The following is a 14,349-nucleotide window of genomic DNA, read 5'->3' as shown; positions in this document are numbered from 1 at the left end:
CCGAGGAACGGAGCGCCGAGCATGAACGACGCGATGTGGGCCGGAACGGTCGCCATCACCGGGCACGGGAAGGACGAGCTGGAGGCGTACCTGGCGCGGCCGCTGGGCGACGCCCCGCGCGGCGGCGTCGTGGTCGTCCACCACATGCCCGGCTTCGACCCCGGCACCAAGGAGTTCGTCCGGACGTTCGCCGCGCACGGCTACGCCGCGATCGCCCCGAACCTGTACTCGCGCGAGGGCGCGGGCGTGAGCCCGGACGACCAGGCCGCCGCCGCCCGCGCCAAGGGCGGCGTCCCCGACGAGCAGCTCGTCGGGGACGTGGCCGGGGCCGCCGCCCATCTGAACTCGCTCGACCACGCCAACGGCCGGATCGGCGTGATCGGCCACTGCTCGGGCGGGCGGCACGCGTTCCTCGCCGCCTGCGAGCTGGACATCGACGCGGCCGTCGACTGCTACGGCGCCTTCGTCGTGAACGACCCGCCGGAGGACTACCCGACGAGGGCCCGGTCGATCCTGTCCAAGGCGCCGGGCCTGTCCTGCCCGCTGCTCGGCCTGTTCGGCGAGGAGGACCAGTTCCCGTCGCCCGAGGAGGTGGCTTCGCTGGACGCGGAGCTGACCAGGCTCGGCAAGGAGCACGAGTTCCACACCTACCCCGGCGCGGGGCACGCGTTCTTCGCGGTCGAGCGGCCCGCGTTCCGGCCCGCCGCCGCGAAGGACGGCTGGCAGCGGATCTTCGCCTTCTTCGACCGCCACCTGAGCGCCTGAGAGGAGACCCCATGTGCACCTACCAGACGGTGAAGGTGGAACTGGACGGCGCGGCGAAGGGCGCGACCGGCTGGTTCACGCTGACCGGCGGCGCGGTCTACGTCGACCACCCGTACCACGCCTGCCACGAGCACACGGTGAACATCGACTTCACCAACGCCGGGGAGGGTCCGTCCGCGCGGGTGGCGGTCGAGCTGACCGAGGAGTCGGCACTGGCGCTGGTCGAGGCGATCCAGCAGGCCCTCGCCGCCGCCCCGCCCGGCCTCGCCTCGGCCGACCGCTCCGCGGGCGCGGCCTGACAGCGGGCCGGCCCGGGGCCTGAACCGGTGCTGCGGAGGGCGCGTACCGTCTTGCGTGCCATCGGACCAGATCGATCCGAGCCTGCTGCGCCAGAGCGCGCACAGCCCGTCCTTCTTCGCCCTCCAGCGGGCCTCGCCCGGGCGCCACGACCTCGTCGACTTCTGCATCCCGTGCAACCCGTACTTCCCGACGCCGGGGATGTTCTCCCGGCTCGCGGGCTCGCTGGAGCAGATACTGAAGTACTACCCGAGCGACGCTGACGCCATTGCCGCCGAGCTCTGCGCCGTGCTCGGGCACCACCCGCAGACGGTCGTCATGGGCAACGGCTCCACGGAGCTCATCACCTGGATCGACCATCTGCTGGTGCGCGAGAGCCTCGCCACGCCGATCCCGACGTTCGGCCGGTGGACGGACCAGCCGATGGAGACGGGCAAGCGGGTGGACATGTTCCAGCTCCACGAGCTGCTCGGCTTCGAGTTCGACGTGGACGCCTTCGTGCGGTTCGTGCGGGCGCGGGGATCGCGGACCGCGGTCGTGTGCAACCCCAACAACCCCGACGGCGGGTACGTCCCGCGCCGCGAGATCGTCCGGCTGCTGGACTGCCTCATCGACCTGGACCTGGTCGTGGTGGACGAGTCGTTCCTCGACTTCGTGGACGCCGAGGCGCACCCCAGCGTCGCCGACGAGGCCCGCATCCGGCCGAACGTGATCGTGCTGAAGAGCCTCGGCAAGAACTTCGGCCTGCACGGCGTCCGGTTCGGCTACCTGGTGGCGAACCCGGCCCTGGCCCGGACGGTCCGGGGGGCGCTGCCGAAGTGGAACCTCAACTCCTTCGCGGAGTTCGTGGTGTTCCTGCTGCGCGAGCACGGCGCCGAGTACCGCGAGAGCCTGCGGCTGCTGGCCCGCGACCGGCTGCTGATGGCGCAGCAGCTCGCGTCGCTGCCGGGCCTCAAGGTCTTCCCGTCCCAGGGCAACTTCGTCATGGTCAAGCTGCCGGACGGCAAGGACGGCGTCGGCCTGCGCGACCACCTGGTCGCGCACCACGGGGTGTTCGTCCGCGAGTGCGGCAACAAGCTGGGCTCGACGAGCCAGTTCCTGCGGCTGGTCGTGCGGCCGCAGGAGGACGTCCAGCGGTTGCTGATCGGGCTCGGCTCCTACCTGTACGGCTCCGCGTCGGAGGTTCCGCCCGACAACGTGGTGGCGCCGGGCCACCGGTGGGGCGAAGGGGAGCCGCAGCACGCCGAGACACGTCCTGAGGATTTCCGCGCCGCCATTTAAGGAAAGGCCGAAAAGGCGGGAGTGCGTCTGTTTCCTGGGGAATTGGCGGCATGCTGCCGCCACCCTCTACGTTGGCCGGGTCGCTCATCGCACGCACGCCATTACGGACGTGTTCCCATCCCCCGCCTGGAGAGGCCCATATGGAGACTCCGCTCGTCATCGACCCGGCCGGAAGCGACGTCCAGGGGGAGGCCGCGAAACTGCGGGCCCGGGGGCCGGTGACCCCCGTGGAACTGCCCGGCGGCGTCGTCGCGTGGGCGGTGACCGGCCAGGAGCAGCTCAAGCGGCTGCTGGCCGACCCGCGGGTGTCCAAGGACCCGAACCTGCACTGGACGAAATGGATCGACGGCGAGATCGCCGAGGACTGGCCGCTGAGCCTGTGGGTCTCGGTGCGGAACATGTTCACCGCCTACGGCGAGGACCACCGGCGGCTCCGCACCATCATCTCCCGGGCGTTCACCCCGCGCCGCACCGAGGCGCTGCGGCCGGACGTCGAGGAGATCACCCGGTCCCTCCTGGACGGCCTGGCCGCCTCCCCCGGTGGCCGCGCCGACCTGCGCGAGGCGTTCGCCTACCCGCTGCCCATCGAGGTGATCTGCCGGCTGTTCGGCGTCCCGGACGAGACCCGGCCCGCGCTGCGCCGCTGCGTGGACGGCATCTTCAACACGGCGCTGACGGCCGAGGAGGCCCTCGCCAACCAGACCGAGATGTACGGCATCCTGCAGGACTTCGTGGCGTTCCGGCGCCGGGAGCCCGCCGACGACCTGGCCGGCGTGCTCATCTCCTCCCGCGACGAGGACGGCTCGCAGCTGAGCGAGCAGGAGCTGGTCGACACCCTGATCCTGATGATCTCCGCCGGGCACGAGACCACGGTGAACCTGCTCGACCAGGCGATCACGGCGCTGCTCACCCACCCGGCGCAGTACGCGCTCGTCCGGTCCGGCGAGGCGCCGTGGACGGAGGTGATCGAGGAGGCGCTGCGCTGGCAGGCGCCGGTCGCGAACCTGCCGCTCCGCTACGCCGTGGAGGACATCGACGTCGACGGCGTGACGATCGGCAAGGGCGAGGCGATCCTCGCGGCCTACGCCGCCGCGGGGCGCGACCTCGCCCTGCACGGCGACGACGCCGACCTGTTCGACCTCCGGCGGGCGAACAAGGAGCACCTCTCGTTCGGGCACGGCGCGCACTTCTGCGTCGGCTCGCACCTCGCGCGGCTGGAGGCCGAGATCGCGCTGCCCGCGCTCTTCGGCCGCTTCCCCGGGATGGAGCTCGCCGTCGACCCCGCCGAGCTGAGGCCGGTGGAGTCGTTCATCTCCAACGGCCACCGGGCCCTGCCGGTCGTGCTCGGCTCCTGAGACCCCGCGCTAGCCGTTCCGGCGGGCCCGGGCCCGGCGCTTGCCCTCGTGCATCGCCTGGACCCGGGCCACCGGGATCGTGCGGCCCTGCTCGACGAGGTCGGCGGGGACCGGCTGCGGCTCGGGCATGAGTTCGGCCCAGGGGTCGCGGTCGGCGAGCAGGGCGGCGGCAGTCCTGATCGTGAAGTCCTGCGGCACCACGCTGCCGAGGTCGTCCCAGGACACCGGGAAGGAGACCGGCGCGCCCGGCCGGATCCGCGGGCTGTAGGCGGCGACGACGGTCGCGCCGCCCGCGCGGGTCGAGTCGAGGAACACCTTGCCGCCGCGGTCCTCGCGGATGAACGCCGTGGTGGCGAGGCCCGGGTCGAGCCGCTCGGCGCGCACGGCCAGGGCGCGGGTCGCGGCGGCGACGTCCTCGGTGGACGTGGCGCCGTCCAGGGGAGCGAACACGTGGACGCCCTTCGCGCCGCTGGTCTTGACGGCGCCCCGCAGGCCGGAGTCGTCCATCGCGCGGCGGACGAGGTGGGCGGCGGCGACCGCGGCGCCGAAGTCGTCCGAGCCGGGCGGGTCGATGTCGATGACCAGGTGGGTGGGCGCGTCCCACGCGTCGGCGCGCACCAGCGGCGGGTGGTACTCGACGGCGCGCTGGTTCGCGAACCACAGCAGCGTGCGGCGGTCGTCGCACAGCGCGTAGGAGACCTCGCGCTGGGAGGTCTGCGCCCACACCGTCACCGTCCGGACCCAGGACGGGGTGTACTTCGGCGTGTTCTTCTGCATGAACGGCTTCTGGCCGCGCAGCACGCGCTTGACCGACAGGGGACGGCCCGCCAGCTGCGGGACCAGGCGCCCGGAGACGGCGTCCAGGTAGTCGACCAGGTCGCGCTTGGTCGCGTCGGCCCCCTCGAACAGGGACTGGTCGAGGTTCGTCAGCCGGACCCCGTCGCGCTCTTCATCGCCGCTCACCCCTCCAGCTTCGCACGCGGCTCCGACAGCCCCGTGGGATAGCGTCGCGTCCATGTACGTACCGGCGCATTTCTCGGCGGACGACGCCGAGGTCAGGGAACTGCTGGCCGGCTGCGGGGCGGCCGACCTCGTCACCGCCTCCCCGCGGGGGCTGATCGCGACGTACCTGCCCGTCCTGTACGACCCGTCGGTGGGCGAGCACGGCGCGATGCTGGCGCACGTGGCGCGCAACAACGACCAGTGGCGCGAGCCCGCCGCCGGGGAGTCGCTGCTCATCGTCCACGGCCCGGACGCCTACGTGTCGCCGTCCTGGTACGCGTCCAAGGCCGAGCACGGGCGTGTGGTGCCGACGTGGAACTACCTCACCGCCCATGTCTACGGCCGGCTCGTCGTGCACGACGACCCGGCATGGGCGGAGTCGATGGTGCGCCGCCTGACCGACCGCCACGAGCAGGGCCGCGACCCGTCCTGGGCGGTCGACGACGCCCCGCCCGCGTTCGTCGCCGGTCAGCTGCGCGCGATCGTGGGCCTCGAACTGGTCATCACCCGCATCGAGGCGAAGGCGAAGATGAGCCAGAACCGCCCCGAGGCCGACATCGCCGGGGTCGTCGAAGGCTACCGGGCCCAGGGCGACACCGCCATGGCGGACGCGGTCCAGACGGCGACGGGCCGGAAGGGGCGCGAGGGGTAGCGCGGCGGGTCAGCGGGGGCGCCAGGGGGATTCCGGGGAGGTGGGGCGGGCGTCGGCCGCCACCCGGAGGGCGTAGGTGGGCGTGGGGGCGCCGTCCACCGGGCCCAGGTAGTCGTGGCCGGTCAGGTGGCACCAGGCGGGAAGGTCGATGGGGGCCGCCGGGTCGGCGGCGATGAGGTGGACGACGGTGCCGGGGGCCAGGTCCGCGATATGGCCGCGCAGTTCGAGCAGGAGGCGCACGCAGGAGCGGTCGCCGCCGTCGATGACGACCGGATTCGAGCTCATTCCCACCCCCGGGTCCGCGAGGTTAGCAGGACGCTGTGGGAAATATAGGGCTTTAGTGCGACAAGGGCGGTGGTCAGTCCGACGCGGCCCGGACAACCCGCCCGATTCCGGGCCCCCGCCTGGGCGGCGACGCGGTCGGCCGGGGCGCCCGCGAGGGCGACGGCGTCCGTCGCGGCGCACATTTCGATCAAGGATTCCAGGCGCGGGTCATCCGGAGCGAGGTCCTGAGCGTCAAGTTCGTATCCGGTCAGGGAAGCTCAGGGAAGAGGACGGGCCTGGAGTGGGCGGCACTGCTCGCGCGGACGCGCTCGGCGACGCTCGCCTCCGCGTCGCGGGACGCGGACGGCGGCCGGACGGCGGCGCGGGCAGGCGGCGCCGGCGCGGTCCCCCAACGCGACAAAACGGGATCAAACGCGAGTGAACGAGATCGTCGGCGATATGGCGGAGGGAGGTCCTAGACTTGACTCTTTCTTTCAGGTTTCGTCCAGCTTTGGAGCTTACAGTCGCAGTGGAGTACCCCCCGTTGTCATCCAGGTGAGGAAATCGGCTTTGGGGCGAGTCATGGATCTCGGAGTGGGACGAGTGGAGCGCACGGAGACCTGCGGGACGCTGACGTTCCCGGACGAGGTCGACCTGAGCAACGGCGAGGCGGTCCTCGCGCAGGCCGTCCGGCTCCTGGACTCCGGGACGCCCGCCCTCATCCTCGACCTGACCGGCTGCACGTTCTGCGACTCCAACGGGCTGAACGTCATCACGCGCTCGCAGATGCGCGCGACGGAGCTGGGCGTGCCGATGTGGGTGGTGCTGCCGCCGCGCGGGATCGTGCGCCGGGTGTCGGAGGTGGCGGGGCTGCAGCGCCGGGTCGCCATCGCGCCGGACGTGGCGACGGCCCGCGAGGCGCTGGCCGCGTCGGCGGGCGGCTGACCGGCTAGCGTTCCAGGGCGCGGTCGATCCACTCGTCCGCGACGCCGAGGAGCAGGTGGCCCGCGCCGAGGATGCTGGCGTCGCGGCCCGCGCGGGAGGTGGCGATCTCCAGGTTGCGGGTGGCGAGCGGCAGGCACCGCTCGTAGATGACGCCCCGGATGGTCGCGACGAGCGGCTCGGCGTTGGACAGGCTGCCGCCGATGACGAGCGCGTCGGGGTTGAAGAAGTTCACGAGCGCGGTCAGCACGTCGCCGATGAGGCGCCCGGCCGTGCGCACCGCGCTGGTCGCCTGCGGGACGCCGTCCGCGACGAGGTCGACGATCCGGGACGGGTTGTCCACCTCGATGCCCTGGGCGGCGAGGGACGCGGCGAGGGCGGCGCCGCTGGCGTGCGCCTCCAGGCAGTCGGGGTGGCCGCAGGAGCAGTCGACCGTGGCCTCCGACAGGATCCGGACGTGGCTGATGTCGCCGGCCGCGCCGCGGCCCCGGTGCAGCCGCCCGTCGACGATGACGCCGCAGCCGATGCCGCTGCCGAGTTTGATGACCATGACATTGTCGAGGGCCGGCCATGAGCCGCGGTGCTCGCCGACGGCCATGAGGTTGGCGTCGTTCTCGACCAGGGCCGGGACGCCGACGCGGCCGGTCACGTAGTCGCGGACGGGGAAGTCGTTCCAGCCGGGCATGCGCGAGGGCGACACGACCTGGCCCGTCGCCGGGTCGACCGGCCCCGGCAGCCCGACCCCGACGCCGCGGACCGGGACGTCCTGCAGTCCGTGGTCGCGGGCGAGGGCGTGCAGGCCGGCCAGGACCGCCGTCAGCGTCTCCTCGGGTCCGACGGCGATGTCGCACGCCAGGTCCGCGAGCGCGAGGGGCGTTCCCGCGAGATCCACGACCGCGAGGCGGGCGTGGTGCGCGCCGAGGTCGGCGACCAGGTACACGCCCGCCGCGCGGGCGAGCCGAAGGCGGCGGGGCCGCCGGCCCCCGCGCGAGGCCCCGGCGCCTTCCTCGGCGAACAGGCCGGCCTCGATGAGCTGCTCGACCCGCAGCGAGACGCTGGAGGCGGCGAGGCCGGAGAGCCGGGCGAGTTCGGCCCGCGACTCCGCCTGGCCGGTCGCCACCAGCCGCACGAGTGCCGCCGGTCCGTCGTCTCTGCTGTTGCGCACCCCAGATAGATAGCATGCGCGAACTTGGTACGGCAACGCGTTGACTTACGTCGATTTGACGCTCTATGGTCCTCGTTGACTTCGATTTCGAAGGAAGTTGGAACGTAGGTGACCGAATGATCGAGGTTCGCGGCCTGTACAAGCGCTTCGGCGCCCACACCGCCCTGCGCGACGTGGATCTGGACGTCGCCCGCGGCGAGGTCGTCGTGGTGGTCGGCCCGTCCGGGTCGGGCAAGTCGACGCTGTGCCGGTGCCTGAACCGGCTGGAGACGCCGGACGCGGGCGTCGTCCGCATCGACGGCGAGGAGCTGCCCGAAGAGGGGCGCGCCCTCGCCCGCCTCCGCGCCGACGTCGGCATGGTCTTCCAGTCGTTCAACCTGTTCCAGCACAAGACCGTCCTGGAGAACCTGATGCTCGCGCCCACCCGGGTGCGCGGCGTCCCGCGCGCCGAGGCCGAGCGGACCGCGCGCGACCTGCTCGACCGGGTCGGCATCGGCGACCAGGCGGGCAAGCTGCCCGCGCAGCTGTCCGGCGGCCAGCAGCAGCGCGCGGCGATCGCCCGCGCGCTCGCGATGCGGCCGAAGGCGATGCTGTTCGACGAGCCGACCTCGGCGCTCGACCCCGAGATGGTCGGCGAGGTCCTCGACGTGATGACGGGCCTCGCCCGCGACGGCATGACGATGGTGGTCGTCACCCACGAGATGGGCTTCGCCCGCCGGGTCGCCGACCGCGTCGTGTTCATGGCGGACGGCGAGGTCGTCGAGACCGGAGCGCCGGCCGCCTTCTTCGACTCCCCCGCCAGCGACCGGGCCCGGGACTTCCTGGCCAAGGTCCTCAGCCACTAGTGCGACCCCCGGCGCGCCGCCCATGGCGCGCCATCCCAGAAAGGTTGATGATCATGGTGCGTACCCCTGCGGGGATGCGGCGGGCGGCGGTGGCCGCGGTCGCGGCGCTGTCGCTGACGGGCCTCGCGGCCTGCTCCGGCGGCGACTCCGACGCCGCGGTGCCCGGCTCCGGCGGCGGCAAGGGCGACGACCTGGCGGCCTCGGCCCCGGTCGCCGCGAACCTGCCCGCCGGCTCCACCATGGAGAAGATCAAGCAGCGCGGCGAGCTGGTCGTGGGCGGCTCGCTGGACGCGCCGCTGCTGTCCCAGCAGAACCCGGCGACCAAGAAGGTCGAGGGGCTGGACGCCGACTTCGGCCGGCTGCTCGCCAAGTACATCATCGGCAAGCCCAACGTGAAGATCGTCAACTCCGCGTCGGAGACCCGCGAGGCGCTGCTGGCCAACGGCACCGTGGACGTGGTGTTCCAGACCTACAGCATCACTCCGGATCGCGCCAAGCAGGTCGCGTTCGCCGGGCCGTACTACAGCTCCGGCCTGGTCATCGCCACCAAGAAGGACGAGACCGGCATCAAGGCCCCGGCCGACCTGAAGGGCAAGACGGTCATCGCGGGCGCCAACACCCCGGCGATCCCCGCCATCAAGAAGGCCGCCCCGGGCGCGAAGATCATCACGTTCGGCAGCGACCCCGAGTGCGTGCAGGCGCTCAAGCAGGGCCGCGGCGACGCCTACGTCCAGGACGAGGCCGTGCTGCTCGCGACCGCGAAGCAGGACCCCTCCATCCAGATCCAGGGCAAGCCGTTCACCAGCGACCCGTACGGCATCGGCCTCAAGCACGGCGACGCGCAGATGAAGCAGTTCGTCAACGACTGGCTCAAGCAGATCGAGCAGTCGGGCCTGTGGGCGAAGGTCTGGAAGAACTCGATCGGGACGGTCGTGCAGGGCGAGGCCCCGCAGCCGCCCGCGATCGGCTCCGCGCCGGGCTCGGAGTGAGCGGAGGCCCCGCCCTGTCATGAACGTCATCACCGACCACCTCGGGGAGTTCGGCGACGGCCTGCTGCGCACCGTCGAGCTGACGCTGCTGGCCCTCGCCGGAGCCCTCGCGACCGGGACCGCGGTCGCCGCGATGCGGGTCAGCCCGGTGCGCGTGCTGCGCGCCGCCGGGATGGCCTACGTCGAGGTGCTGCAGAACATCCCGCTGCTGGTGTGGCTCGTCATCGCCGTGTTCGGGCTGCCGGAGATCGGAGTGATCGCCGGGCTGTTCACCACCTCGGTCGTCGTGATCGCCCTCTACCAGGGGGCGTACACGGCGGAGGCGATCCGCTCCGGGATCAACGCGGTGCCGGCGGGGCAGGGCGAGGCCGCCCGCGCGCTCGGGCTGACCTTCGTCCAGTCGCTGCGGCTGGTCGTCCTGCCGCAGGCACTGCGGACGGTCGTCCAGCCGCTCGGCAACATCGCGATCATGACGCTGATGAACACGGCGCTGGCCGCCGCGGTCGGCGTGGTGGAGCTGACCGCCGCCGCGAACCGGGTCAACCTCGCCGAGGCGCGGCCGATCTGGATCTTCGTGACGGCGGGCCTGGCGTACATGGCGCTCTCGGCGGTCTTCGGGCTGGTGACCGGCGGACTGGAACGGAAGCTGGCGATCCTGCGATGAGCTCCTCGCGACTGCTGTTCGACGAGCCGGGGCCGCGCGCCCGGCGCCGCATCCGGATCGCCACCGCGCTGACCCTGCTCGGCGGCGCCGTCCTCGTCGCGCTCGCGCTGCGCCAGTTCGGCGAGAACGGCCAGCTCGCCGCCGACCGGTGGCGCCCGTACGGGACCTGGCCCATGTGGCGGTACCTGCTGGAGGGTCTGCGCTCCACGCTCTACGCCGCGGCCGTGTCGATCGCCCTCGCCATGGCGGCCGGCGTCGCGCTCGCGCTCGGGCGGCTGTCGCCGGCCCGGTGGCTGCGCGTCCCGTCGGCGGCCTACGTGGAGATCGTCCGGACGGTCCCGGCGCTGCTGCTGGTCTACGTCGTGCTGTTCGCGCTGCCGAAGTACGGCCTCGACCTCCCGCTGTTCTGGAAGCTCGTCGTCCCGCTGTCGGTGTCCAACGCCGCCGCGTTCGCGGAGATCTTCCGGGCCGGGATCCGCTCGGTGGAGCGCGGGCAGCTGGAGGCGGGGCTCGCGCTCGGCCTGACCCGGGGGCGGGCGATGCGGCTCGTCGTGCTGCCGCAGGCGGCGCGGCGCGTCCTGCCGTCGCTGGTCAGCCAGTCCGCCGGGCTGCTGAAGGACACCTCGCTCGGCTACGTCGTCAGCTACGCCGAACTGCTCTACAGCGGGAAGGTGCTGGCGAACTACAACCACCTGCTCATCCAGACCTACCTGGTGATCGCGCTGATCTACCTGGTGATCAACGCGTCGCTGGCCAAGCTCGCGCGGACGCTGGAGGCGCGGCAGCGGACCCGTCCGTCTCGCGCCGTCCGCGAGGCCGTCCCGGCGGCGCGACCGTGAGGACCGACATGTACGAAGTACTGGCCGAGGTCGTGCGCAACGGCTTCGCCGAGAGCCGCCACTACGGCAGCGTCGCCGGGTTCGCCCCGGACGGCTCCCTCGCCCACGCGCGCGGCGCCGTCGAGGAGACGGTCCTGCCGCGCTCCACGACCAAGCCGTTCCAGGCGCTCGCCTGCCTGAAGGCGGGCGCGCCGCTGGACGGGGAGCGCCTCGCGATCGCGGCGGGCAGCCACACCGGCGAGGACTTCCACGTCAAGGCCGTCGAGGGGATCCTCGCGGACGCGGGGCTCGGCGCGGACGCGCTCCAGTGCCCGCCGTCCTGGCCGGAGGACGAGGCGACCAAGGCCGCGCTGATCAGGGCGGGCGAGGGCGAGTCGCGGGTGCGGATGAACTGCTCCGGCAAGCACGCCGCCATGCTCGCCGCCTGCGTCGCGAACGGCTGGCCCCTGGACACCTACCTCGACCCGTCGCACCCGCTGCAGCAGCTGGTGCGGCAGGTGATGGCCGACTGCGCCGGGGAGGACCCCTCGCCCGTCGCGATCGACGGATGCGGAGCACCGCTGTTCGGCCTCACCCTGACCGGCCTCGCCCGCGCCGCGCGGTCCCTCGTCCTGGCGCCGGACGCCCGCCCGGTCGCCGACGCCATGCGCGAGCACCCCGAGTACGTGGGCGGGACGGGACACGCCAACACCGAGTTCATGCGGGCGCTGCCCGGCTCGGTCGCCAAGGGCGGCGCGGAGGGCGTGTTCGTCGCCGCCACCGCCGAGGGCCGCGCCGTCGCGGTGAAGGTCATCGACGGCAGCCCCCGCGCCACCACCGCCATCGCGCTGCGCGCGCTCGCCGCGCTCGGCGCCGACACCACCCCGGCCGACCCGCTGGGCGCCGTCCCCGTCCTCGGCGGCGGACGCCCGGTGGGCGAGATCCGCACCATCCCGGAAGGACGTACGTGAGCCTCACCTACGAGATCTGCATCGACGACGTCGCGGGCGCCGTCGCCGCCGAGAAGGCGGGCGCCCAGCGCGTCGAGCTGTGCGCGGCGCTGTTCGACGGAGGGCTCACCCCGACGCTGGGCACGGTCCGCGCCGCGCTGGCCGCGGTGTCGTCGATCAGGGTGCACGTCATCATCCGCCCGCGCGGCGGCGACTTCATCTTCGACGAGCACGAGGTCGCGGCGATGGAGCACGACGTCGCGCTCGTCCGGGAGGCGGGCGCGCACGGCGTGGTGATCGGCGCGCTCACCCCGGAGGGCGCGGTCGACCGCCCGGTCGTCGAGCGGCTCATGGCGGCGGCAGGCGGGCTGCCCGTCACCTTCCACCGGGCCTTCGACATGGCCGCCGACCCGTTCGGCACGCTGGACCTCCTCGCCGATCTCGGCGTGGCGCGCGTCCTGACGTCCGGGCAGGACGTGAGCGCGCTGGAGGGCGCGCCGCTGATCGCCGAGCTGGTGCGGCACGCCGGCGACCGGATCATCGTGATGCCCGGCGGCGGCGTGACCGACCGCAACGTGGCGCGCGTCGTGGCGGCGACCGGCGCCCGGGAGATCCACTTCGCGGCGCTCAGCGAGGCGCCGAGCCCGGCCGTGCACCGCAACCCGTACCCGTTCATGGGCGGGGAGCTGCGGCGGCCGGAGTACCAGCGGCTCGTCACGACGTCCGACGGCATCGCCTCGGTGATCCGCGCCGCCGGCTAGCGCGCCTCCGCCGACGCCCGCAGGCCGTCCGCCCCCGCGCGGGGAGGTCAGGGCTTGCGGGCGACGGCGGCGTAACCGGCCACTTCGGCGGGCTCGCCCCAGGGAGTGTGCTCGGGACGCCACCTGGACATGGAGACGACTCCCGGGTCCAGGAGTTCGAGGCCGTCGAAGAAGCGGGTGACGGCCTCGCGCGTGCGCGGCACCATCGGATTGGCCGACTTCTCGTTCCAGTCCTCCTGCGCCTCGGCCTGGGCGGTCTCCCCCGCGTCGAAGTCCAGGGTGGCGTGCGTCATCACCAGGTGGCTCCCGGACGGCACGGCGTCCAGCAGCACGTCGAGGACGCGCCGGGCCTCGCCGTCGTCGTGGACGAAGTGCATGATGCCCAGCAGCATGATCGCCACCGGCTTCCCGAAGTCGAGCGTCGCGGCGGCCTTCGCCAGGATCTCGCCCGGTTCGCGCAGATCGGCGTGGATGTAGTCGCAGGCGCCCTCGGGGCTGCTGCTGAGCAGGGCCCGCGCGTGGGTCAGCACCAGGGGATCGTTGTCCACGTAGACGATGCGCGCGTCCGGCGCCACGCGTTGCGCGACCTCATGGGTGTTGTCCATGGTCGGCAGACCGGTGCCGATGTCGAGGAACTGGCGGATGCGGGCCTCGCCCGCGAGGTGGCGGACGGACCTGCCGAGGAACGCGCGGTCGGCGAGGGCGATGTCGACGATCTGCGGGAACATCGCCCGGAACTGCTCGGCGGCCCGCTGGTCGATCTCGTAGTTGTCCTTCCCGCCGAGCAGGTAGTTCCAGACCCGCGCCGAATGCGGAACGTTCGTGTCGATCTCCGGCCCCTCGGCCACGGCGGCACCTCCTGGATCTTCTGTTTCCGCCCAACCTAGCGCCGCGGCGAGCCGCCCGCCCATCAGTCGGCCCACCCCGGACGCGCGCACCGCGGTCGGGCGGTTCTTTACTTGATCTTGTGGCTCCGGGGATGCCGGAGAGTTGCGGACGGGGCATGGATGTCTGCGACCGGGACGACGGGGCCGGGACGGCGAGACGAGCGGGAGCGGGGAGCATGCAGGTGAAGCTGGAGGCGGAGCTCGGCCGCATCCCCATCCTGGACGTGGCGCCGGTGGTGGGGTGCGGCCGGTGGCCGGCGAAGGCGGTGGCGGGTGAGACGGTCGAGGTGTCGGCGACGGTGTTCCGTGAGGGGCACGAGCGGTTGGGCGCGGCGGTGGTGCTGCGCACGCCGGAGGGTGAGGAGCTGGCGCCGCAGCGGATGAGCGAGGTGGGGGTCGGGCTGGACCGGTGGTCGGCGCTGGTGACGCCGACGGAGATGGGGTCGTGGTCGTTCCGGGTGGAGGCCTGGGGTGATCCGATCGCGCACTGGCGGCACGACGCGGAGATCAAGGTTCCGCGGGGGCAGGACGTCGAGCTGATGCTCGCCGAGGGCGTGGCGCTGTTCACGCGGGCGGGAGGTGGCGTCCCGTCGAAGGATCGCCGGGTCCTGGCCCGTGCCGTCCGTTTCCTGTCAGACGAGGACGAAGACGCCTTGGAGCGGCTCTCCGCCACCAAGGAACCTGGCGTACTGGACATCCTGGAGCGGTACCC

General features: G+C 72.8%; 17 protein-coding genes. 13 read left to right on the top strand and 4 right to left on the bottom strand.

Features of this window, described 5'->3' with window-relative positions:
- The first annotated feature begins 21 nt into the window (after window positions 1-21).
- The 4 genes from K4S16_RS33980 (at window position 22) to K4S16_RS33965 (ending at window position 3,698) form a co-directional block, all read left to right on the top strand.
- A complete protein-coding gene (locus K4S16_RS33980) occupies window positions 22-765 on the top strand; it encodes a dienelactone hydrolase family protein (protein ID WP_149263174.1) in 744 nt (247 codons plus the stop codon).
- An 11-nt stretch (window positions 766-776) separates the two neighbouring features.
- Window positions 777-1,064, top strand: a complete 288-nt coding sequence (locus tag K4S16_RS33975) for a DUF6295 family protein (RefSeq protein ID WP_149263173.1) — start codon at window positions 777-779, stop codon at window positions 1,062-1,064.
- A 55-nt stretch (window positions 1,065-1,119) separates the two neighbouring features.
- On the top strand, window positions 1,120-2,343 hold the full coding sequence (locus K4S16_RS33970) for a histidinol-phosphate transaminase (RefSeq protein WP_149263172.1): 1,224 nt from the start codon (window positions 1,120-1,122) through the stop codon (window positions 2,341-2,343).
- Window positions 2,344-2,483: 140 nt separating this feature from the next.
- Window positions 2,484-3,698 carry a cytochrome P450 gene (locus tag K4S16_RS33965; protein WP_149263171.1) on the top strand — a complete coding sequence of 405 codons (1,215 nt, stop codon included), beginning with the start codon at window positions 2,484-2,486 and terminating at the stop codon, window positions 3,696-3,698.
- Window positions 3,699-3,707: 9 nt separating this feature from the next.
- On the opposite strand, the gene K4S16_RS33960 is transcribed toward K4S16_RS33965, so the two are convergent.
- Window positions 3,708-4,661: a DNA polymerase domain-containing protein gene (locus K4S16_RS33960; RefSeq protein WP_149263170.1), complete on the bottom strand. Its 954-nt coding sequence runs from the start codon at window positions 4,659-4,661 to the stop codon at window positions 3,708-3,710.
- 52 nt (window positions 4,662-4,713) lie between these two features.
- Here K4S16_RS33960 and K4S16_RS33955 point away from each other — a divergent pair, with 52 nt between their 5' ends.
- Complete coding sequence (locus K4S16_RS33955) at window positions 4,714-5,352, top strand: FMN-binding negative transcriptional regulator (RefSeq protein ID WP_149263169.1); 639 nt, start codon at window positions 4,714-4,716, stop codon at window positions 5,350-5,352.
- A gap of 9 nt (window positions 5,353-5,361) precedes the next feature.
- Here the strand turns inward: K4S16_RS33955 and K4S16_RS33950 are convergent, their stop codons facing one another.
- A complete protein-coding gene (locus K4S16_RS33950; RefSeq protein WP_149263168.1) occupies window positions 5,362-5,637 on the bottom strand; it encodes a sulfurtransferase TusA family protein in 276 nt (91 codons plus the stop codon).
- Window positions 5,638-6,198: 561 nt separating this feature from the next.
- On the opposite strand from K4S16_RS33950, the gene K4S16_RS33940 reads away from it, so the two are divergent.
- Entirely contained in the window at window positions 6,199-6,561 is a 363-nt protein-coding gene (locus K4S16_RS33940; RefSeq protein ID WP_160161122.1) for an STAS domain-containing protein, read from the top strand.
- A 4-nt stretch (window positions 6,562-6,565) separates the two neighbouring features.
- Here the strand turns inward: K4S16_RS33940 and K4S16_RS33935 are convergent, their stop codons facing one another.
- A complete protein-coding gene (locus tag K4S16_RS33935) occupies window positions 6,566-7,723 on the bottom strand; it encodes an ROK family protein (protein WP_200842277.1) in 1,158 nt (385 codons plus the stop codon).
- A 116-nt stretch (window positions 7,724-7,839) separates the two neighbouring features.
- On the opposite strand from K4S16_RS33935, the gene K4S16_RS33930 reads away from it, so the two are divergent.
- Genes K4S16_RS33930 through K4S16_RS33905 form a run of 6 tightly spaced genes read left to right on the top strand, consistent with a single transcriptional unit; the run spans window position 7,840 to window position 12,750 of the window.
- Window positions 7,840-8,568 (top strand): amino acid ABC transporter ATP-binding protein, encoded by a 729-nt coding sequence (locus K4S16_RS33930; RefSeq protein ID WP_149263166.1) that lies wholly within the window; start codon window positions 7,840-7,842, stop codon window positions 8,566-8,568.
- A 53-nt stretch (window positions 8,569-8,621) separates the two neighbouring features.
- Window positions 8,622-9,557: a glutamate ABC transporter substrate-binding protein gene (locus K4S16_RS33925; RefSeq protein ID WP_235037246.1), complete on the top strand. Its 936-nt coding sequence runs from the start codon at window positions 8,622-8,624 to the stop codon at window positions 9,555-9,557.
- A gap of 19 nt (window positions 9,558-9,576) precedes the next feature.
- A complete protein-coding gene (locus tag K4S16_RS33920) occupies window positions 9,577-10,221 on the top strand; it encodes an amino acid ABC transporter permease (RefSeq protein ID WP_149263165.1) in 645 nt (214 codons plus the stop codon).
- Window positions 10,218-11,060, top strand: a complete 843-nt coding sequence (locus tag K4S16_RS33915) for an amino acid ABC transporter permease (protein ID WP_149263164.1) — start codon at window positions 10,218-10,220, stop codon at window positions 11,058-11,060. Before K4S16_RS33920 ends, K4S16_RS33915 begins: the two co-directional genes overlap by 4 nt.
- An 8-nt stretch (window positions 11,061-11,068) precedes the next feature.
- Window positions 11,069-12,010, top strand: a complete 942-nt coding sequence (locus tag K4S16_RS33910; protein ID WP_149263163.1) for an asparaginase — start codon at window positions 11,069-11,071, stop codon at window positions 12,008-12,010.
- Window positions 12,007-12,750 carry a copper homeostasis protein CutC gene (locus tag K4S16_RS33905; RefSeq protein WP_149263162.1) on the top strand — a complete coding sequence of 248 codons (744 nt, stop codon included), beginning with the start codon at window positions 12,007-12,009 and terminating at the stop codon, window positions 12,748-12,750. The genes K4S16_RS33910 and K4S16_RS33905 overlap by 4 nt, the downstream gene beginning before the upstream one ends.
- A gap of 47 nt (window positions 12,751-12,797) precedes the next feature.
- On the opposite strand, the gene K4S16_RS33900 is transcribed toward K4S16_RS33905, so the two are convergent.
- Window positions 12,798-13,598: an SAM-dependent methyltransferase gene (locus K4S16_RS33900; protein WP_235037245.1), complete on the bottom strand. Its 801-nt coding sequence runs from the start codon at window positions 13,596-13,598 to the stop codon at window positions 12,798-12,800.
- Window positions 13,599-13,813: 215 nt separating this feature from the next.
- Between K4S16_RS33900 and K4S16_RS33895 the strand changes: the two genes are divergently transcribed.
- On the top strand, window positions 13,814-14,349 hold a 536-nt coding region (locus K4S16_RS33895; protein WP_149263160.1), incomplete at its 3' end, for a maltotransferase domain-containing protein.

It is taken from the genome of Actinomadura sp. K4S16, assembly GCF_008327685.1.
Lineage (GTDB): Bacteria > Actinomycetota > Actinomycetes > Streptosporangiales > Streptosporangiaceae > Spirillospora.
This window is presented reverse-complemented; position numbering and strand designations above follow the sequence as displayed.

What these genes read in the sequence shown, in the direction of transcription:
- K4S16_RS33955 (WP_149263169.1), top strand. Translation starts at nt 4,714, where the DNA reads ATGTACGTACCGGCGCATTTCTCGGCGGACGACGCCGAGGTCAGGGAA.
- K4S16_RS33940 (WP_160161122.1), top strand. Translation starts at nt 6,199, where the DNA reads ATGGATCTCGGAGTGGGACGAGTGGAGCGCACGGAGACCTGCGGGACG.
- K4S16_RS33965 (WP_149263171.1), top strand. Translation starts at nt 2,484, where the DNA reads ATGGAGACTCCGCTCGTCATCGACCCGGCCGGAAGCGACGTCCAGGGG.
- K4S16_RS33925 (WP_235037246.1), top strand. Translation starts at nt 8,622, where the DNA reads ATGGTGCGTACCCCTGCGGGGATGCGGCGGGCGGCGGTGGCCGCGGTC.
- K4S16_RS33910 (WP_149263163.1), top strand. Translation starts at nt 11,069, where the DNA reads ATGTACGAAGTACTGGCCGAGGTCGTGCGCAACGGCTTCGCCGAGAGC.
- K4S16_RS33980 (WP_149263174.1), top strand. Translation starts at nt 22, where the DNA reads ATGAACGACGCGATGTGGGCCGGAACGGTCGCCATCACCGGGCACGGG.
- K4S16_RS33950 (WP_149263168.1), bottom strand. Translation starts at nt 5,637, where the DNA reads ATGAGCTCGAATCCGGTCGTCATCGACGGCGGCGACCGCTCCTGCGTG.
- K4S16_RS33915 (WP_149263164.1), top strand. Translation starts at nt 10,218, where the DNA reads ATGAGCTCCTCGCGACTGCTGTTCGACGAGCCGGGGCCGCGCGCCCGG.
- K4S16_RS33975 (WP_149263173.1), top strand. Translation starts at nt 777, where the DNA reads ATGTGCACCTACCAGACGGTGAAGGTGGAACTGGACGGCGCGGCGAAG.
- K4S16_RS33930 (WP_149263166.1), top strand. Translation starts at nt 7,840, where the DNA reads ATGATCGAGGTTCGCGGCCTGTACAAGCGCTTCGGCGCCCACACCGCC.
- K4S16_RS33920 (WP_149263165.1), top strand. Translation starts at nt 9,577, where the DNA reads ATGAACGTCATCACCGACCACCTCGGGGAGTTCGGCGACGGCCTGCTG.